We start from the raw sequence: 20,600 nt of genomic DNA, 5'->3' as shown, positions 1-20,600 counted from the left end.
TACAGCCATTTTCAAGTAAAAAATGTACCCAGTAGCCTCTTTTCAATTTTTTCTTAGAAGCGACCTGCAGTAAGGGTTTTGTTAGTTTTTTAGTATTTATGTATGGGGGAAGTCCAGTTATAGCATTTCTTGTCAAGGTCAATTACACGGTGAGCAATTATAGCGTTTCCCAATCTCATGAGGTACACCAAAATCTTAACTCCTGACTTCTCAAAACCTAAGACTCTGTACCTCACAACTATGGGAATTGCTATATCTCTTGATAAGTAGGTAGGCACAATTATTTGTAGGATGGGTTAGCGGTAGCGTAACATAATCGGGCGTTGGGTTTCATGCTTCAACCCAACCTACGTTCATTTTATATTTAATTCCACCCACCTACTTAATTTCTATCAAAACCCCTGAGTCTTCAGCGTCTAACTCCTCGATAATCCTATTAAGAATTAATTCGGAAAAATCCTCACAGGAGTTGACTAGACAGGGTTTTAGCAATCAGATGTACTGCATTTAAACTGCTGGCAATTTTAGTACAGTGGCTGCTCCCAATCTTGCCCACAACGGTGAACAGTTACTGTTCATCCCTCAATACACTTGCTCCCAGAGCTTCTAGGGTTTCTTGCAGCATTTCAGCGCGAGAGACATTACCCTGATCTTTCAACAATTGTAGGCCTTTTTGCCAAATCTCGATCGCCTCATTATAACTACCGAAAACTATATAAGCAACCCCTAGATTTTGGTAAATAGTGGAATTATCTGGGTTTAACTTGAGAGCTTTTTTATAAGCTTTAATCGATTCTGGTAGCCGGTGCAGTTGTTTGAAAACCAGTCCTAAATTATAGTAACCATCGGCATAGCTAGGATCAATTTCTACGGTTTTCTCAAAGACAGATAAGGCAGTTTCGTATTTTTCTGCTTCGTATAATAACCCACCGAAATTATTATAGGCACCCAGTTTTAATTTATCTAAAATTGGCTGCTTAATCGCTTTAATAAAATTATCGGCTGATTGCTTAAATTCCTCCACTGAATAATAATAATTAGCGAGATGATAATATAACTCGTATAAAATATGCGGATTAGAGCCATGGCATTTTAAACCGTGTTTGAGCAGCTTAAAACCCTCTTTATCCCTGCCAATCTTAAGATATAACCCTCCCAATTTACTACACACATAGGGATCGTGAGGATGTTGCTGATAAAAACCCTCCATCGCTTTTCTTGCCCGTTCAAACTTATCTAAGCTGGCTATTTTATCCACGGTGTAACCGTAGTGAAAGATCGCAATTTCTGGCAGTTCAACTATTTTCCAATCAGGCTCTTTTTTTAATAAAATAGCCACATTATCATCAATAATTGAGTGATAGGGACGGGTAAAAGTGACTTGAGGATGTCGGCGAAATAGCCGCGAAATTAGAGAATAAGGTGATTGTATGGCTCCGATTTCATGGCGGATTAAATTAATCACTAAATTTTCCTCTTTTTCCATGGCCCGACGCATTTTCGGTACGATAGCTGGATTTAATTCCTCATCGGCATCAAGGACTAAAATCCAATCACCAGTAACATATTTTAAAGCCTCATTTCTGGCATCGGAAAAATTACCCCGCCAATCGTAGCTAGGAACTATAGCACCGTAACTTTGAGCAATAGCAATCGTATCATCGGTCGAACCCGTATCCATAACGATCATCTCATCCACCACCCCTTTAACGCTATCCAAACAGCGCCGGAGATTTTCGGCTTCATTTTTGACAATCATGCAGAGACTAAGTTTAGGCATAACTTTACTCACTCTAGCGGTCAATCTTGAGGGATAGCGGCTAATCAATAACCCACCGATTACCGCTCACCGATTATCGATCATCTTCCGAGTCTACCTTAAACCGTTCTACCGAAGAAAGAAGCTCCCGGGAGATACTCACCAATTTTTGCAGAGAACCCGCCACCCGTTGGGATTCTTGGGAAGTTTCCTGAGCGGTTAACTCCACCGACTGCATAACTTGGGCGACATTGAGGGAATTTTCCCGTTGTTTAACCGTATCGGCGGTAATCGATCGCACCAGCGTATCGATGCGGTTAGAAACTTGGATAATATCTTCTAGGGACTTCTTCGCCTGTTCCGAGCGCTCGGTGACATCGATAACCTGTTGAATCCCTTCCTCCATCGCCATCATTACCGAACCCGTTTCCGATTGAATCTGTAAAACGATCTGTTCAATTTCCTTAAGAGATTTAGCGGCTCTATCGGCCAACTGACGCACCTCATCGGCCACAACCGCAAAACCGCGGCCCGCCTCTCCTGCTCGCGCCGCTTGAATCGAGGCATTAAGAGCCAATAAATTGGTCCGCGAGGCAATCTGAGAGACTACCGCGACAATTTTCGAGATTTCCTGGGAAGCTTCCGCCAAACGCTTGACTTTTCGCGCCGTTTCTGATACGGTCTCGCGGATTTGCAGAATTCCCGCCACGGTTCTTTCCACGGAATCGCCCCCCTTCAGGGCGGTAATCGAGGAAGTGCGGGCGACTTCTTCGGCTTCTCTGGCGTTTTCTGCCACCCGTTGAATTGAGTCGGTCATCATCTGTACCGAATTAAGGGTGACGGCCAATTCCTCCGCCATCCGCAGGGCATCGCTAGACTGATTGCGGGCGAAAGATTCACTATTGGTACTGCCTTGATTCACCTGTTTTGCCGCTTTTTTCACCTGTCGGACAATTTCGCGCAGGTTTTGGATCGTCAAATTAAAAGCATCGGCCACCGCCCCTAAAACATCGGCGCTTACCTCCGCTTCCACGGTCAGATCTCCCCGAGCCGCTCCTTCCACATCATCGAGAAGTCGAATCACTTGCCGTTGTAAGTCTTCCCGTTCCCGTTCCGTTTCGGCGGCGCGACGTTGGGCTTCCGTGGTGGTAATTACCACCACCCGAGCCATCTGATTGAAACGATTGGCCAGTTGACCGAATTCATCTTCCGAGTAGATCGTCGCTTTAGCGTTAAAATTACCTTCCGAGAGATGATCGAATTGGCTTTGCAGATCGTTGAGACTGCGCTTAATCTGACTAATTAGCAACTGTAAACCTAGCCAAGTCAGGGCAAAGGTTCCCAATCCAGTTAATAACATCATTGCTGGTTTCGGTTGACTCCAAGGAGAAAGGCTGGCTGGTGCTGGTGGTATTGGGGCTGGTTTGGGGGCAACTTTTGCAGAAAGCCAAGAGGTGGTGCTAACGGCAAAAATTAACACCACCGGGGTAATACCCGCTAAAGCCGCTAAAATTAGTTGCTTTTTGCCTAAAGAAGCGTTGACAAAAAAGCCTAATTTGCCCGGATTGACTTCCACCACTGGCTTGAGCAAGCGCTCGGAAGCATGGTTAAGATGACTATCTCTTTTGTCATTGGGGATTTTTAGACTAGAAGGATTAAAACTAGGCTCTCCCACACCAGAACTGGCATTAAGGCGCGCACCGGGTTCGGGGAGAAAACCACCACTTAAAGCTTCCCCCCCCGAACTGGTAAATAGCTCCCAGTCCCCCAGTCCTTGAACCGTATCCGTCAGAGCCAGTGGGGAAAAACCGTCTAAATCCTCATCATTGAGTTCTGGTTCCCCAAAATCTCCGGTTTCGTCTTCCTCGTCTCTTTTTTGAGTGACTCTGCCCTGATTAAGGCCAGTTTTTGCCCCTTGTGGGTGGGTCGATTCCAGGTCAATGGCAAAAGTGCTTTCTTCTAGGGTATCCCTATAGGATAACTCCTGATCTCTACCGGTGAGGGGATTTCCCCTCAGATCAGAGGAAACCATAAAAGTGGCTTCTCCCGTTGACCCTAACTCACCGTCCCACCCTTCCTCCAGCGAGTCAATCTCCGCCGCTTCTAAAAAGGGGAAAGGGGCTTCCCCCTCCGCCGAATCGCTAGACCACTGGGAACTGTGAGAGCCAGGGCCCGGCAGGGTAAGGGAACTAAAGGCGGTTTCCTCCGATTCCTCAAAATCATCGTCATAGGAATGGACTTTACTTACCGTAGGCTCGCTGGGATCCTCCTCATTGAAAAGACTACCATTCCAATCCAGCCCTTTATTTTGTCCATCGGGGTCAGCCCCTTGCGACTTCCTAGAGCGAGAATGGTTAAAACCTTGACCTAGATCGAACGCTGCCTCGCTGTAGGCAATGCTTTCCGTAGCAGCGATCGTAAAATCTCCCTCCTCGGCTTCAAAACGCAATTGCCGAATCTGATCGAGACCACGCTGGGCATAATCGACTAGATCGGAATTATTGGGAGAATTTTTAGCCAATTGCAGCACTTTTTCGTAACGTTCCTCCGCCAATCTGTATTGTTGTAGTCCTAGATGAATGTGACCCTGTAAAAGCATGACATTGGCATCCTCGGGATACTTGCTGATCATCTCTTTGACAATGACGGCGGCATCCTCAAGGTTGCCCTGGCAATAGGCGGTGTTAGCCTTTCTATAGAGTTTTGCGTATTCTGTCCCTGACGGCATTTGCCCCTCCCCTAGTAAAGTTAAATGAAGTAGTTAGTAGTTTCAAGAAAGAATTCCTATAAATCCTATTCTGCTATTTTTTTCAGGTTTTAAGCCGCCCAACGGGCAGAACGGAGTATGGCCAGATGATCGAGTAGTCCTAAGGTTTTTTTTGATTCTTGGCCCAGAATCCACTCCCCCTGCACATAGGGGGCGATCTGAGCGGGAATACTGGCGGCACTACCTAGTTTATCTGGGTCGAGCCATTCCATATCTCCCAAACGTTCCACCGCTAAACCGAGGATCGTTTCCTCTTCTTTGAGCGCAATTATGGGAATTTCGGCTCGATCGGTGTTTAAGCGGCTGCTATCCCCCAAAAATTGCCCGAGATCCGCCACCCAGATCACTTGACCCCGGAGATTGATCGTGCCGAGAAGCAAGGGTGAAGCATTGGGAATGGGGGTAATCCGATCGAGTGGTTGCTGTATTACCTCGCCAATGCTCACGGCACTAAGGGCAAACTCCTCCTGAGAGGGTAGATAAAATCGCAAGTACAGTTCACCGACGGGAGTTTCTAATTCCTGATTGTCGGGGGCGATATCTTGAGCGTTACCAGTAAAAAAATCGGCGTTGTTAAGCATGAGTTTAGTTCTCTTGCAACTAATAATTCGGGCGGCGTTTTTAGCTGTCTTGACCTATACCATAGATACACTGTCTCTGGTGAGGGCAATTTTATCGGCGCAACAGTTGTTTAATGGTATAAATGAACTCAATCGGTTCAAAGGGCTTGACAATGTAGGCATCGGCTCCGATTTTCATGGCCCAATAGCGATCAAAGACTTCCCCTTTCAAGGAACAAATGACCACCGGGACATTTTTGGTTTTTGGATCCGACTTGAGACGACGACACACCTCATAACCATTCATGCGGGGCATGACGATATCGAGAACGACGAGATCGGGATTGAGTCTCTGAATATGTTCGAGGGCTTCTACCCCATCCGTGGCGATCGTGACCTTGATGCCGCTATTGCGGAGTAGATCACAGATCAGTTCCCGTTGCGTTTGGCTGTCTTCTACCAGCAATATTTCGCTCATAACTCCCTACCTAGCTCGGCTGCCAAGAACAACAATGGCAAAAGATGCCCGATAATAGTCCCCTTTGACTGGATGCTCGGAAATTGCTCTCATTTTTGCCTCCAACGCAATCTGAAATTTATCAGGGGTTTCCCTCTAAACAAGGACTTGATTCACCCTTTCGGGTTTCATCTCTATAGTTCCCAATTTTACCGGTGAACTACTCTCAAGGTCGTTGAGAGCTTCCTATTTCACGGGGGATTGCCTCAAGACGGACTTACGCCCAGCTTTTGGTCTTACATCCCCTCTATAGGCAGTATCGCGCTTTTCCTAACGATAATATCCGTAAGGCTTCATTTCTGATATTTATCGCCGCGTTTATCTCCCGGTCATGGGTTGTTTTACAATGCACACAAGTCCAACTTTCTAACCTCAAGCGGCAAACTACCCACTTGATTTAGACAGACATTACAAGTTTTAGAACTAGGAAAAAACCTATCAACTTCGGTATAAGTTTTTCCTTCCCATTCTGCCTTGTATTTAAGCATTGTACAAAACATTCCCCAACCACAATCACTAATAGCCTTAGCTAAATTATGATTGCGTACCACGCCTTTAACATTGAGGTTTTCTACCGCAATAACTTGGTTTTCGTTAACTATCTTACGGGATAGTTTGTGGAGAAAATCCTCACGACATCTTGATATTTTAGAATGGACTTTAGCTACTTTACGTCTAGCTTTTTGACGGTTGTTACTTCCCTTCTTTTTACGGGATAGCTTCTGTTGTTTCCTTTTTAGATTACGTTGATGTTTAGCAAAATGTTTAGGGTTATCATATTTACTGCCATTACTGGTAATACAAAAATGAGTTATAGCGGTTCTCGCATCTGTGCGGCACACTTAAACCTTTGCTGATTAAGCTGTTCAGGATATGGAATGTACCTCTTGTGAATCAGAAACGCTATAATCCTAAATCAATTCCTATCGCTTTTCCATCCGTTGATGTCGTCACGGAATCTCATCCGTCATCAACTAAAATAGAAGCGTAGTATTTATCATCGGGATTTCTTGACACGGTTACAGTTTTTATCGTTCCTTCAACACTCCAGGCTCTTCTCGACTTTGTGTGATAATTTTTGCTTATGGAATCCTGAAGTGCTTATCGGGCAGAACTTTTAGGACTATTTTGCGGATATTCTATCAGTATAAAACTCGTTTCCACACAGAAACCAGAAGAGCCAACTCCCAGTGACGAACACAATAAACCAATCCAATTTTAGGAAGCTTTAGATAATCTCCCTCAAATTTAATATTAGCTGGATAGCTAATTGATTGTTTACCATGTTTAGATTTGAATCTTGGTAGTCTAGCTCGTTTCTCAAAGAAATTTTGATAAGCTTGCGATAAGTTCAAAGCAACAACCTGTAAACACTGGGAATAAGCATCTGTCAACCACTCATATTCTTTTTTGAGACTAGGCAATAGTCCTTGAATATAGTTTCGTGTCAGTCCTTTTCCTCTGGTTTTATAGGTTTCTTTGCATAAATTCAGGGAAAATTCCCAAACCAACGACCACAGCCAAAGCTTTTTGCTAAGGCTATTTCTTGCTCGGTATTAGGCTTAAGTCTGAATTTGTACGCTTTGTACATAAGAATTATCAAGAAACTATAACTATGATATAGCGTTTCCCAATCTCATGAGGTACACCAAAATCTTAACTCCTGACTCCTGACTCCTCAAAACCTAAGACTCTGTACCTCACAACTATAGAAGTTGCTATAACATAGTTTTTGAGGAATTGTCTATATGCTGGTCAGCATTCTTGAGGTGAACCCTGGGGCGAATTGCTTCGCCCCTTTAAAAGCCCCGTCCCCTCGCGCTAAGCGCGAGGGATGAATGCTGACATTCAGTTAAATCCTGTTTAATAAGGTATGGGGGTACTGCGGATCGCTGGAGCTGCGGAGCGCCAGAGAAACAATCCATCGCTGGTGATCTAGAGATGATGCCCAATCCCGTCCCACTCCCTCTTGATGAGAAACGCTCTCTTCCCTCCTCTTGTCACTAATAATAAATCTGATAAGCTAATTATGTAACATATTTTTCAGTAAGCTTTACGGTTCTTCTGGTTTCTGTGTGGAAACGAGGTCTATACTGATAGTTTCTTCTTTCAAAATAGTCCTAAAAGTCTTGCCCAGTAAGCATTTAAACTTACATAAGCAAAAATTATCACACAAAGTCGAGAAGAGCCGCTTTACGAGATTGACTACCGAATTTTTTGAGACCAAGATAGTACGCTTGAACTGGACAATCAGCAAAAATTTTCCAGTCGGGAAGGGGAAGAATTGAGAACAAATGTATGGATAAAAAAGAAAAACTCGAATGATAGAAATTAAAAAATTTTTGGGATCGGATGGTTACACACCAAACCATAGACGGGCTGCTCCTAGCCTTGATCGCCAACTCTCCCTAAAACCGATGACAAAAACTTTTATTATAGAGGACGACTACTCGTGCTATACCTTGCAGAAGTAAAAAAACAGACTAGAGGTTTTATCGGCGGTTACAAAACCGAATTGAAACTATTGGCCTGTCAGCATAAGGATCAGACGTGGAGTGCCATACCAGGGGAAGATATCTTAACCTACGACGAAACTAACTCCCTGAGTGAAGGTGCGCTTCTCTTGGTAAATTTGAGCAATAATCGTCAACTGCAAGGAAACCCGGAATTAGCGGGAGCGGAGATGGTGCGGCAACTGCAAAAGATTTCCCGTTTGATGGAGCGCAGCAAGAAAGATCAAGAGAAAATCGAGCAGTGGAAACAATCCCTCACCTATCAAAGCGAGATTCTCAACCGCCAGAAAATGGAAATGGAGACAAGAATCGAGCAAATTGAACAAATAGAGGCAGAATTAGAGTATTTAGAGCGCAAAAGACAAGAACTGGAAACCCTAAAACAACAATTAAACGAGCAACAGCGACAGCTGGAAGAAGGACAAATAAATCGTAACTCCTACCCCAATCTTTCCCCAGAACAACAACAATTTATTCGCTGTCTAGCGGAGCGTTTAGCTGCTCATCATGATCGGGGCAATTCTCCCTCACAAATTCTCCATTCCACTCTTGAATCTGTGCAGGAACAACAGACAATTTTAAATAGTTGTTGGCAGAGTTTAGAGGAGCAGAAAAAAGCTGTAGAAAATCGTCAGGTCGCCAACGATGAAATGCTCGATTATCTAGAAAAAAGAGCTAGGGAATTAGAGACGAGTCGCAGTGCTTTGGAAACAGCTAAAATAGAATTACAAATACAAGAAACTCTTCTGAGTCAAAAACAGCAATTATTCGAACACCTTAACCTCACCCTACAAACCACTGATTCTACTCGACAAATGCTCCTTCGTCTCCTCGGAGGGGAAGAACTAGGTTTTGATGGTAGAATCGATCTAGAAGCTCTTGAACAAATGCCTTTAGAAGAATTGGAGAGCTTAGTTAAGAACTTACAAACAGACCTCAAGCGCTGGGAAATTTTTGTCAACGACCAAGAGGAAGAATTAACTCTCCAATGCCAAACCGTGGAAGAATTAGAAGCAAGAATGGCTACAATAGATCAATCTGAGCGAGCTAATTTAGAATCCGAATTAGCCGAGGAACAGGAAAAAAAAGGAATGCTGGCGGCAACTTTAGTCGGACAAAGACGTAATCTCCAAGAAAGGCAAGCTATTAGCTCTCAACATCTGAAAATTCTGCAACGGAGACAGGGGATTTTATCCCCAGAAGATCCTCAAAAATCTGGCTTTGAACCATTGTTAATGCTGTTGGCCGATAATTATCAAAATAGTCTCCAAGAAAGTCAACGTTTAGCAGCAGAAATCAAGGGACTACAAGAGGATTTACAAAAAAGCAGCGATAGTATTGACGGTCAATGGTCGGATTTAGAGCAAAAAACTCGTGAATTTGAAGAACAGGAGCGACAATGGCGCGATACTAATCTGGCATTATTGCGTTTAAAAACTCAGGTACAACAGTACGAAACTTTCCTGCAACCTGTGCAGGATCAACTCGATCAAATCCGTCAAAAACTAGAAACTATCTCCCAGTGGTTGATGCCGATGGAATCTAATGGTAGTGCCTATCATTACGCCATTAACAGTTAGGCTTAATTAGGGTTCCTGAACAAATAATACAGGGCAATCTGGACATAGATTTCGCCGTTTTTGCCGAGCAATGATAACTTTTATAGCTTTTTATCTATGGATAAAATAATTTAGAGCAATTTAACTCTAGGTTAGATGTGGTATAGACTAGGATTAGTAATTTATACTCAGATAGCCATGAGACAATCCGATCGAGAAATAATAATTTTAGCGGCTGTGGCCTCCCTCTTAGCGGTGGTGGCGGAAGTAGCGATCGCTTTTTAGATAAAAAAAACTGATTTATGGGGTTAAAGTCCAGCAAAATTGACAATCAATACCGAGGAAAGATATCGATAGAATGCTTGTGACAGGGGCAACAATTGCGATCGCATCGAGCAGCGAAATTAAAGCATGAGTATTAGTGTAACGGGTCAGGTAAAAAGAATCGAAATAGGCACGGGAACTTGGGCATTAATTGCCGATAACGGTCAAACCTACGAATTAATAGACCCTCCCGCCGAATTAACCCAAAAAAAGGCAAAAGTGACAGTTATAGGTCAAATTCGCTCAGATGTGATGACCCTGGCCATGATCGGGCCAGTTTTACAAGTGATCTCCTTTCAATCCCTGCCATGAAGCCAAAAAATACTGCTTAAAAAAGGGTAAAATCGGTTTTTTAAGCCTGTAATCTCGAAAAATTGCCGTAATTGTCCCTCAGCTATCCCAGAAAGAAAAATTGTCAAGAATACCCTAGAGGTTGATTTTTTCGAGAATAATCTCGAAATTTTGGATAATAATACTACAATAGACAGCAACTTTGTCTTAGGAACATCGGAATAACCTAAACCGATCTGTCTGATTGGTTTAACTCGTAGTTACCTAAGTTGGCGTGAGGAGAGGACTGAATGAATTTGCGCGATAATGCTTTAACGATTCTGCAAGAAACGAGTCGAACTTTTTATATTCCCATAAGTCGTTTACCAGATCGTCTGCTCGAGGCAGTAGCCTCAGCTTATCTCTGTATGAGGGCGATCGATGAAGTAGAAGACCATCCCGACCTAGATAACTTCAGTAAAGCCCAGATATTAAGACAAATTAGCCTGAATTTACAAGCAGGTACTGAAAATTCTACCAAAGAGGATTTTACTTTTGGCTTAGTCCATCGGGAGATTTTGCCAGAAGTAACCCTGAGAATTGGCGAATGGGCCCTGTTAGCACCGGATTCGATCGCCCCGCGGGTTTGGGATGCCACGGCGGCCATGGCCGATCGCATGGCCTACTGGGCTGGGAATAACTGGGATATTCGCACAGAAATAGAATTAGATCAATATACCTTTAGTGTGGCCGGTGCCGTGGGTTTATTGCTGTCTGACCTCTGGAATTGGTACGATGGCACCGAAACTAATCGCAGTTATGCCATCGGTTTTGGTCGGGGTTTACAAGCGGTTAATATTGCCCGCAACCACGGGGAGGATCGGCGCCGGGGGGTAAGTTTTCTACCCCGTGGTTGGACAATTAGTGATATTCATAATTATGCCCGTCGTAATCTGAAATTAGCCGATTATTACACTCAATCGCTGCCGAAAGGGCCGGCCCTTGATTTTTGTAAGATTCCCCTCGCTTTAGCCCATGGCACTCTCGAAGTCCTAGCGTTAGGTAAGGAAAAACTCAGCCGCAGCGATGTCATCGCTTTGGTACAACAAATTACCCGTTAGAGGAAATCAAAACCAAAATTGCCCACGATCGCTCTTCCAAAGTCAGGAATCACAAGCGTGGGCAAAAAACCGGTGAAGTTCAGTAACTTAGAACAAACCGAGAGTTAAAGATATATCGATGGGGAAAGTGGCACCAATACCTAACCAAATCGTGACCACAGTACCAAATAGGAAGATAGCGGTAGCGACGGGACGACGGAAAGGATTTTGGAATTTATTGACGCTTTCAATAAAGGGAACTAACATCAAGCCTAGGGGAACGCCGGCCATGCAAGCGATACCTAAGAGTTTGTTAGGAAGAATACGGAGAATTTGGAAAACGGGATAAAGATACCACTCTGGCAGAATTTCTAGGGGAGTAGCGAAAGGATCGGCAGGTTCACCGATCATGGTGGGATCCATAATCGCTAAACCGGTGCAGAGTCCGATCGTACCGAAGATAACCACCGGGAAGACATAGAGTAGATCGTTGGGCCAAGCGGGTTCACCGTAGTAGTTGTGACCCATACCTTTAGCCAACTTAGCGCGGAGAGCGGGATCGCTGAGATCGGGCTTTTTTAATGTGGACATGGATAATGTCTCCTAAAAATGATTTCGGATCGACAGAGATATTTTTCTGAATTATAGAGGCCCAGAAATGCCTTGTTTACGGATCATCAAGAAATGTAGCAACATGAAGACCGCGATCGACCAGGGTAGTACAAAAGTATGTAAGCTGTAGAAACGGGTTAAAGTTGCTTGACCGACGCTTTCGCTACCGCGCATCAGGGTGACGAGTTGATCACCGACGACGGGAATAGCAGCAGGTACACCGGAAACAATTTTAACCGCCCAGTAACCCACCTGATCCCAGGGTAAGGAGTAACCGGTGACACCGAAGCTAACGGTGATCACGGCCAGGACAACCCCAGTTACCCAGGTTAATTCGCGAGGTTTTTTGAATCCACCGGTCAGATAGACGCGGAAAACGTGCAGGATCATCATTAACACCATCATACTGGCGGACCAGCGATGGATAGAACGAATTAACCAACCAAAGTTAACTTCGTTCATGATGTACTGTACGGAGGAGAGGGCCTCTGCTACAGTGGGTTTGTAGTAGAAGGTCATGGCAAAACCAGTGGCAAACTGGATCACGAAGCACACAAGGGTGATACCACCCAGACAGTAGAAGATATTAACGTGGGGGGGAACGTATTTGGTGCTGATATCATCAGCGATCCCTTGAATTTCTAAGCGTTCCTCAAACCATTGATAGGCTTTAGAATCCGTTACTTGTTTGGTAAACATCGCGTAACCAGTAAGAAAAATGAAAGATTTAAGGTGTGACCTTTAAAAAATGTAACACAGTTTTCAGGGCTAATTCTCGCTCTTGTCAGGTTTCTCCACCGGTGGGGATCAATCAGCGATCGCTAGTCCCGAAAAACCGCCAACTTCCTAAAATTTCTCTTAAAATGTCTCCTAGACTACAAAAAATCAGGCCAATTGTCCGACACTGGGAATAGGTAAGGTTGACAGCTAGTTACTGATTTGCTCACATTGACCTACATACGCCACTATTTAGGCGAACGTTTGTGACCCTAAGAAAAGCCGTTGAGCTATGGGGATTACATCCCAATACATTAAGAGAATATGCCGATGAAGGGAAAATCAAAAGTATCAAAAACGAAGCAGGGCAACGATTGTACGATGTCCAGTCTTACGTCAATGGTGCAGCTAGAGCTTCCCTTGTTTGCTACTGCCGAGTCAGTTCAATCAAGCAACGAGATGACCTTGAGAGACAAGTCAGCTTTATGCGCGGATTCTATCCAGAGGCAGAAATCATCAAAGACATCGGTAGTGGGCTTAACTTCCAAAGAAAAGGACTTAGAGCCATACTGGACAGATTATTGTGGGGAAATAAACTCACAATTGTTATGTCCACACTGGACAGATTATGCCGATTTAGATTCGAGCTTATACAGTACATGGTCGAACAAAACGGTGGCAAAATCTTGGTTCTCGACCAAACTGTTCACAGTCCCGAATCAGAACTTACAGCAGACTTGTTATAAATACTTCACATCTTCTCTTGCCGAATGCCCGGACTCAGGAAGTACGCTCAAAAAATCAAAGAAAGTGCGGATTTATCCAACAACAGAACAGAAGAAACTGATGAAACACTGGTGGGGAGTATCTCGGTTTGTCTTCAACCAAACCATTAAATATCTACAGGAACCAGATAGAAAAGCTAATTGGAAGGCTATCAAGACCGGAATCATTAATGATTTACCAGAATGGGCTAAAGAAGTCCCCTACCAGATTAAATCAATAGCAGTCAAAGACGCTTGTGAAGCCGTTAAAAATGCTCAAAGAAAATATCAAAAAACTGGGGAAATCCAGAAAGTAAAATTCCGTTCCCGTAAAGATAAACAGCAATCATGTTATATTCCTAAGTCAGCCATTTCAGAAAAAGGAATATATCACACAAAATTAGGGCAAATACGCTTCACCGAATCACTGCCCGACAATTTTGGGGATAGCCGATTAGTATCCAGAAATGGACAATACTATTTAGCTATTCCCCATGAGGTGCAACGATGCGAATCCGATAACCAAGGACGCATTGTCGCCCTAGACCCCGGTGTTAGAGATTTTCTGGCACTATTCTCGCCTAATAGTTTTGGCTCAATCGGGAGTCAGGATATAGGTAAAATCCAACGATTATGCTATCACCTTGATGATTTAATTTCTCGTTCTACCAAAGTTAATGCTAAAACCAGAAACCGTTATCGAAAAGCAGCTAATCGACTAAGAAATAAAATCAGGAATTTAGTAGATGAACTTCATCATCAAGTTGCTAGATTCCTAGTTGATAACTTTGATGTGATTCTTTTGCCTACTTTTGAAGTGTCAGAAATGGTTCTAAAAAATAGCAGGAAGATTCGCTCAAAATCTGTTAGACAGATGCTTAACTGGTCTCATTACCGATTTAAGCAATTTCTCAAGCATAAGGCTTTTGAGATGGGTAAATTAGTAATAGACTGCTGTGAAGCCTATACGTCGAAAACAGTTAGCTGGACTGGTGAATTAATACATAACTTAGGTGGAAAAAAAGTCATTAAATCCAAGATTGATGGCAAGACGATGGATAGAGATATTAATGGCGCACGAGGAATTTTTCTTCGTGCTTTGGGAGATACCCCCTCTTTAAGAGACTCTCTTAGAGTGCATTGTTAATGTATGTTAGCAAAAAAGTATCGGTATGCAATGAGGTCAGTGTGCTATTAAATACCTACGATCCCGAAGGCTTCTACGACGAACTATTCTTGGATGATGGTCAACCTCGTCCCCACTCGTCCCCTTTAATCAAATGGTTGCAGAATCTGCCACCCCGAGAACTTCAACAACACCGGGAAACCGCTCAGTCGGCCCTGTTTGAATTGGGGGTGACTTTCAATGTCTATAGTGACAATCAAGGGGTGGAAAAAATCTTTCCTTTTGATATTATTCCCCGAATTGTCGCAGCTGAGGACTGGGATTATTTAGAAAGAGGCCTGAAACAACGCATCAAAGCCCTCAATCTTTTTCTCTCCGATATCTACAATGACCAGTTAATCATTAAAGATGGCATTATTCCCCCCGAATTAATCGCCTCGGCGACGGGATTTCTTAAACCCTGTGTGGGACTAAAACCCGCCGGAGGTATCTGGTGTCACATCACGGGAACCGATTTAGTCCGCGATAAAGATGGTCAATGGTACGTTTTAGAAGATAATTTGCGGGTTCCTTCCGGTATTTCTTATGTCCTCGAAAATCGTCGGGTAATGAAAAGCACCTTCCCCGATATTTTCCAGACAATGAATGTTAAACCGGTGGATGATTATCCTTCCCATCTGTTGGAAACTCTCCTTAATTTAGCCCCGCCCCAATTGCCTAATCCCACCGTGGTGGTTTTAACCCCCGGAACCTATAATTCTGCCTACTTTGAACATTCTTTTATCGCCCAACAAATGGGGGTAGAATTAGTGGAAGGGCGTGATTTAGTCGTCTTTGATGGTTATCTACAAATGAAAACCACCAAGGGATTAAGACGGGTAGATGTGGTATATCGTCGCCTCGATGATGACTTTTTAGATCCGGCGGTTTTTCGTCCCGATTCGATGTTAGGTGTACCCGGATTATTAAAAGTTTTTCAGGAAGGCCGCGTCGCTTTAGCTAATGCTCCTGGTACGGGAGTCGCTGATGATAAGGTTATTTATGCTTTTGTCCCCGATATGATTCGTTATTATCTGGGAGAAGAAGCGCTTTTAAATAACGTTCCCACCTATCTTTGTTGGCGAGAAAAGGACTTAGATTATGTTTTAAATAATCTTGATAAATTAGTTGTGAAAGCTGCCAATGAATCGGGAGGTTATGGGATGTTAGTTGGTTCCCAAGCTACCTCGAAAGAACGAGAAGAATTTGCCCCACGCATTGCCGCTAATCCCCGCAATTATATCGCTCAACCAGTGTTAAGTCTTTCTAGGGTTCCAACTTTAATTGACACGGAAATTGAAGGTCGTCATGTGGATTTACGTCCCTATATTCTCCATCGTGGCGATGAAATTTATGTGCATCCCGGGGGGTTAACTCGCGTGGCTTTGAAAAAGGGTTCTTTAGTGGTTAATTCTTCTCAAGGTGGTGGCAGTAAAGACACTTGGGTTTTAACCAAGTAATCAAGACAATAATCAAAATTTTGCTGGGTTACTAACCCACCCTACCCTTTCCTTTTTCCCAGTTAATTATGCTTAGTAGAGTTGCCGATTCAATTTATTGGTTAAATCGCTATATTGAACGGGCGGAAAATGTCGCCCGGTTTATGGATGTTAACCTTAATTTAATGTTAGATGTACCTACCAGTGTTTTGCAACAGTGGGAACCTTTGGTTTTAACCACGGGAGATTTAGAACAATTCAAGGAACGTTACGGCACAGCCACCGCAGAAAATGTGATCAATTTCTTGACATTTGACACGGAATATAGTAACTCAATTATCTCTTGTTTGCGCTGGGCCAGAGAAAATGCTCGGTCAGTTCGCGAGATTATTTCTTCGGAAATGTGGGAACAGGTTAATGGTTTTTTCTTGATGGTAAAAGATGCTTCCTCTTACCATCCTCAAACTACTTTACCTAACTTTTTTACTCAAGTTAAATTGGCTAGTCACCGTTTTGCGGGGGTGATGGATGCAACGATGACTCATAATGAAGGTTGGCATTTTGGCGTTATGGGAAGATTACAGGAACGCGCCGATAAAACCGCCAGAATTCTTGATGTTAAATACTATTATCTCTTACCTTCCGCTCAATGGGTAGGAACTTCTCTAGACCAAATTCAATGGATTGCTTTACTGCGGTCCGTGAGTGCCTACGAAATGTATCGTAAATGTCAACGACGGATTACTCCTAGTGACGTGGCTGAATTTTTAATTCTTAATCGAGAATTTCCTCGTTCAATTCACTTTTGTCTGCGGGAATTAGACCACTGTTTGCATCAAGTTACTGGGACTCCCATAGGAACTTGGGGTAATTCGGTAGAAAGAAGTTTAGGGCGACTTTGTGCGGAAATGAGTTATCTAACTATCGAGGATATTATTGAAATGGGATTGCATGAATTCCTCGACCATATTCAAAAAAGAGTTAATGATGTGGGAATAAAAATGACGGAAACTTTCTTTGTTTTTAATCCCGAACTTGCCCCACCTCTGCCAGTAAATAACTTTCAATATCAATCCCAATTAACAACTTAATGCGTTATCACATTCGGCATCAAACCAACTATTTCTATAATCAACCCGTGATTTTATCCCCCCATCTGCTGCGCTTGCGACCAAAATCCGATGGTGGGCAAACTTTGCGAGAGTTTACCCTCAAAATTAACCCGGAACCTTTAACGATAACTAATATTATCGACCTCGATGGCAATTCTTGTTTACAAATTTGGTTTAATCAACCGACGGAAGAATTATTGATTGATGTGGTGAGTGAAGTGGAAACCCATGGGGTTAATCCTTTTCAGTATTTATTGGAACCTTGGGCGACCTGTTTACCCTTTGATTATCCCATTTCTCTCCACAGTCAATTACAACCCTACAGACAATTTTATGGGTTAGCTAATGACCCCGATGTGACAGCATTAGCGCAGGAAGTTATGCAGGAAACCGAGGGACAGGTGCTATCTTTCCTGTTTAATCTTAATGACAAAATTTACCGAAATTGTCAGCAAATTATTCGTATTACTGGGGAACCCTATCTACCCGGAAACACTTGGAAAAATAAGCAGGGTTCCTGTCGCGATTTGGTGGTTTTATTTATGGATGTGTGTCGCTGTGTGGGATTAGCTTCCCGTTTTGTCAGTGGCTATCAAGAAGGAGATTTAGACCAAGGAGAAAGACATTTACACGCTTGGGTGGAGGTGTATTTGCCGGGGGGCGGCTGGAAAGGCTATGATCCTACCCATGGATTAGCGGTGAGTGACCGTCATATTAGCCTCGTTTCTAGTCCAATTCCCCGTTATTGCGCCCCGGTACAAGGAAATGCTCGACCGGTTAATCTCGGTCATCAAGTGATAGAATCTCAGCTATCATCGACAATTGCGCTTGATTTGTTATCTTGAGGATGATTGTTTATTGGAGTTACTAATATGTTAGAAATGTCGCAAGTTTGGACTAAAAAAAGTGCGACAAGTCGATACTCTAGCCTCAACTGGGACTGCGCTAAAGCGCAACTACAAACCTATCAGAAGCCTAATATTCCCAAAATTATCGGTAAGGCTTTTTGACAGGCTTGGGCAAGTTTGCTGGCAGGTTCCAAAGCTTTAGCAATTGTTTCGAGAAAATTAACCGCTCGTTGGGCTTTCTTTTGCAGTCCGGCATCATCAGGATTTTGACTAGCTTGGGCAATCTTTTTCACTTGGTTGGCGGCTTCGGCTTTTTCTTCTGCATCTAAATGGCTGTCAATTTCAATCGCCTGGGTTAGTTCTTGCAGTAAGGCTTTGAGTTGGGCATTTTCTGGGGAAGCATCGGCTGCAATTTGGTTAATGGTATTAGTTACATCGCCGATAATTTCGCCGAAATTGACGGCGGAATTATTAATATAGCCGATGGTAGTATTTTGGGAACTGTCGTTACTGTGGCTCATGGCTTTTGCCTCTACATGGATGGGACGGTTGGCGAGGGTTTTCATAATTTCCATCATATCAACACTTTGTTGGCGATAGATGGCAATTTCTGTCTCTTTGGCGGTGAGTTGTGCCTTATATTGGGCTTCGATGGCTGCGAGTTGTAGTTGATAATTTTGGTTAAATTCTTGATGAATTTTCTCTTTATCAGTGTCGGGCGGTACATGGACTTTTACCACTATCACGCCATCTCCTTTATTGGCAATGCTCTGTATCTGAAGCGGCGTATCTTCATTCTGCACTTGTACTTCTTTTAAGGCGGCGATGAAAGCTTTCCAATCTACCCCATTGCGGAAAATGAGGTCAACAGTGTCGAACATTTCGGCAAATAATTTAGTAAATTCGCCCGGTTGAAATTCGCCACTACTGGGGCGGCGCTCTTTCTGCCCATTAAGCAAGTAAATATACTGGCAGTCCACCTCATCCAGTTGGGTGGTGGCATCAATATTCCAATTTTCCACGCAAGCACCCGTCAGGGTAGCATGGCGCAAATCTGCATTGACGGCGTTGACTTCGGTGAGGTTTGCCCCCGCAAGGTTGGCGTATTGCAAGCTGGCTTCACTGATATTCGCTAGGCGCAAGTTGGCAGCTTGCAGGTTTGCCCCCTCCAGGTATGCCCCCCGTAAATTGGCTTGGGCAAAGTCTTTTCCGCTTCCGGTGCGGGAATCAATCAGAAATTCCCTAACCCGGGGATTGGCTAATAAGGTATTGCCGGGGCGGGCTAATTCCAATTTAATTGCTTGTTTAAAAATTGTTTTATTCAAGATTGCCTGATTAAAATTGGTACTTTTTAAGGTGGCTCCTGTAAAATCCGCCTCGGTTAAATTGGCTTGAAAAAAGGATGTGCCACCAATAGCAGCAAAGGCTATCACAATTTTACGCAACCAAGGATCGCGGTGTTCTTGTTTAAGGGTCAACCAACCGAGCCAACAGAAAAGTAATGTCAAGGCTCCGGCTACGGCTCTGGCTACGGCTCCGGCTACGGCTCCGGCTCCGGCTCCGGATACGGCTCCGGCTCCGGCTCCGGATACGGCATCCTCTCCGGCTGAGGCTACGGCTAGGGCTACGGCTCTGGCTACGGCTACGGCTACGGCTACGGCTCCGGCTCCGGCTCCGGCTCCGGCTACGGCTAGGGCTACGGCTACGGCTCCGGCTCCGGCTCCGGCTACGGCTAGGGCTACGGCTAGGGCTCCGGCTACGGCTAGGGCTAGGGCTACGGCTCTGGCTACGGCTAGGGCTAGGGTTACGGCTAGGACTCCAGCTACGGCTCCGGCTAGGGCTAGGGCTACGGCTAGGGCTACGGCGAAGACTACGGCTAGGGCTACGGCTAGGGCTCCGGCCAAAATATTTTTACGCCAAGTGACAGCGCAAAAACAGATGAGAAGAATTAAGATTGACCAACCAGCAACTTGATTTTCTGTACTGGATGAATCAAAAATTAAGCCCACCAGATAAGCGGCTGCGGAGGAAAAAAAACTCGAAACCACAATTAACACCAAAGCCAACCCCAGCAAAATCACCAGCCACCGCTTCGGCAATCCCGCCTTCACCCCAGCAAACTTCACCCCCGTCAAATTCGCCCGACTAAAATTTGCCCCGCGTATATCACAACCACTGAAATCCGCCCCCGCTAAGTCCGCACTGCGAAAGTTACCACCCCGCAAGGATTCCCCCCGGAAATCCCGCCGCCCGTTTTTGTACTGTTCAATAACTGCCGCTGCCTTCATCGCCTACGAAATTGCCATACTATGCCCTCAATCTTACTACAAGTCAGAAAGCGGGTTTCTTGAGAGAATCCGATTGACACTCCCACCCCAGCGCTTCGGGATTCTTGGTTCAACGAGTCCACGTTCAAAAACCTGGCATTTTTATGGGCAATCGCCTCAGTTTCCACACCTCACGTTCTAGAATATATCTGAATTTCCCCCATAGATATCTAGTACAATAGCCGAAAAACCCTATCTATCAATGGATACACCCATTAACCTTTCTTAATCTACTAAGTAATTTTCT

At 44.2% G+C, this 20,600-nt stretch carries 16 protein-coding genes and 2 pseudogenes; 9 read left to right on the top strand and 9 right to left on the bottom strand.

The annotated features are described in order from the left end of the window. Positions 1-568: 568 nt before the first annotated feature. The 6 genes and pseudogenes from IM515_RS12035 to IM515_RS12010 form a co-directional block, all read right to left on the bottom strand. Positions 569-1,780: a glycosyltransferase gene (locus IM515_RS12035; protein ID WP_287627234.1), complete on the bottom strand. Its 1,212-nt coding sequence runs from the start codon at positions 1,778-1,780 to the stop codon at positions 569-571. Between the two features lie 73 nt (positions 1,781-1,853). After that, positions 1,854-4,487 (bottom strand): methyl-accepting chemotaxis protein, encoded by a 2,634-nt coding sequence (locus IM515_RS12030; RefSeq protein ID WP_287627233.1) that lies wholly within the window; start codon positions 4,485-4,487, stop codon positions 1,854-1,856. Positions 4,488-4,576: 89 nt separating this feature from the next. After that, positions 4,577-5,107 carry a chemotaxis protein CheW gene (locus IM515_RS12025; RefSeq protein ID WP_287627232.1) on the bottom strand — a complete coding sequence of 177 codons (531 nt, stop codon included), beginning with the start codon at positions 5,105-5,107 and terminating at the stop codon, positions 4,577-4,579. A gap of 91 nt (positions 5,108-5,198) precedes the next feature. Next, positions 5,199-5,564 carry a response regulator gene (locus IM515_RS12020; protein WP_002757614.1) on the bottom strand — a complete coding sequence of 122 codons (366 nt, stop codon included), beginning with the start codon at positions 5,562-5,564 and terminating at the stop codon, positions 5,199-5,201. A gap of 225 nt (positions 5,565-5,789) precedes the next feature. Beyond that, positions 5,790-6,644, bottom strand: a pseudogene (locus tag IM515_RS12015) (RNA-guided endonuclease TnpB family protein); the annotation flags it as partial. 137 nt (positions 6,645-6,781) lie between these two features. After that, positions 6,782-7,194 (bottom strand): annotated as a pseudogene (locus tag IM515_RS12010) (RNA-guided endonuclease InsQ/TnpB family protein); the annotation flags it as partial. Positions 7,195-8,055: 861 nt separating this feature from the next. Here IM515_RS12010 and hmpF point away from each other — a divergent pair. The 4 genes from hmpF (at position 8,056) to IM515_RS11990 (ending at position 11,390) form a co-directional block, all read left to right on the top strand. Then, positions 8,056-9,696 carry a pilus motility taxis protein HmpF gene (hmpF, locus tag IM515_RS12005; RefSeq protein ID WP_287627231.1) on the top strand — a complete coding sequence of 547 codons (1,641 nt, stop codon included), beginning with the start codon at positions 8,056-8,058 and terminating at the stop codon, positions 9,694-9,696. Between the two features lie 135 nt (positions 9,697-9,831). Further along, positions 9,832-9,960 (top strand): hypothetical protein, encoded by a 129-nt coding sequence (locus IM515_RS12000; RefSeq protein WP_257792579.1) that lies wholly within the window; start codon positions 9,832-9,834, stop codon positions 9,958-9,960. 126 nt (positions 9,961-10,086) lie between these two features. Continuing rightward, positions 10,087-10,311, top strand: a complete 225-nt coding sequence (locus tag IM515_RS11995) for a hypothetical protein (protein ID WP_002757610.1) — start codon at positions 10,087-10,089, stop codon at positions 10,309-10,311. Between the two features lie 269 nt (positions 10,312-10,580). Next, the gene (locus tag IM515_RS11990) at positions 10,581-11,390 is read left to right on the top strand and encodes a squalene/phytoene synthase family protein (RefSeq protein ID WP_002766709.1); all 810 of its coding nucleotides are present in this window, start codon (positions 10,581-10,583) and stop codon (positions 11,388-11,390) included. A gap of 87 nt (positions 11,391-11,477) precedes the next feature. On the opposite strand, the gene petD is transcribed toward IM515_RS11990, so the two are convergent. Further along, positions 11,478-11,960, bottom strand: coding sequence for a cytochrome b6-f complex subunit IV (gene petD, locus IM515_RS11985; protein ID WP_002738373.1), 483 nt, complete (start codon positions 11,958-11,960; stop codon positions 11,478-11,480). Positions 11,961-12,011: 51 nt separating this feature from the next. Then, complete coding sequence (petB, locus tag IM515_RS11980) at positions 12,012-12,680, bottom strand: cytochrome b6 (RefSeq protein WP_002738970.1); 669 nt, start codon at positions 12,678-12,680, stop codon at positions 12,012-12,014. Positions 12,681-12,964: 284 nt separating this feature from the next. Here petB and IM515_RS25895 point away from each other — a divergent pair, with 284 nt between their 5' ends. The 5 genes from IM515_RS25895 (at position 12,965) to IM515_RS11960 (ending at position 18,023) form a co-directional block, all read left to right on the top strand. Further along, positions 12,965-13,444 (top strand): IS607 family transposase, encoded by a 480-nt coding sequence (locus tag IM515_RS25895; RefSeq protein ID WP_199308304.1) that lies wholly within the window; start codon positions 12,965-12,967, stop codon positions 13,442-13,444. Next, positions 13,374-14,609 carry an RNA-guided endonuclease InsQ/TnpB family protein gene (locus IM515_RS11975; RefSeq protein WP_353737103.1) on the top strand — a complete coding sequence of 412 codons (1,236 nt, stop codon included), beginning with the start codon at positions 13,374-13,376 and terminating at the stop codon, positions 14,607-14,609. Before IM515_RS25895 ends, IM515_RS11975 begins: the two co-directional genes overlap by 71 nt. A 41-nt stretch (positions 14,610-14,650) precedes the next feature. Beyond that, the gene (locus IM515_RS11970; RefSeq protein WP_287627236.1) at positions 14,651-16,087 is read left to right on the top strand and encodes a circularly permuted type 2 ATP-grasp protein; all 1,437 of its coding nucleotides are present in this window, start codon (positions 14,651-14,653) and stop codon (positions 16,085-16,087) included. Positions 16,088-16,155: 68 nt separating this feature from the next. Next, complete coding sequence (locus IM515_RS11965; protein ID WP_287627229.1) at positions 16,156-17,157, top strand: alpha-E domain-containing protein; 1,002 nt, start codon at positions 16,156-16,158, stop codon at positions 17,155-17,157. Beyond that, positions 17,157-18,023 carry a transglutaminase family protein gene (locus tag IM515_RS11960; protein WP_287627228.1) on the top strand — a complete coding sequence of 289 codons (867 nt, stop codon included), beginning with the start codon at positions 17,157-17,159 and terminating at the stop codon, positions 18,021-18,023. The genes IM515_RS11965 and IM515_RS11960 overlap by 1 nt, the downstream gene beginning before the upstream one ends. A 122-nt stretch (positions 18,024-18,145) precedes the next feature. On the opposite strand, the gene IM515_RS11955 is transcribed toward IM515_RS11960, so the two are convergent. Then, a complete protein-coding gene (locus tag IM515_RS11955) occupies positions 18,146-20,314 on the bottom strand; it encodes a pentapeptide repeat-containing protein (protein WP_287627227.1) in 2,169 nt (722 codons plus the stop codon). Positions 20,315-20,600 lie beyond the last annotated feature (286 nt).

It is taken from the genome of Microcystis sp. M44BS1 (genome assembly GCF_020244875.1).
Classification (GTDB): Bacteria; Cyanobacteriota; Cyanobacteriia; order Cyanobacteriales; family Microcystaceae; genus Microcystis; species Microcystis panniformis.
This window is presented reverse-complemented; position numbering and strand designations above follow the sequence as displayed.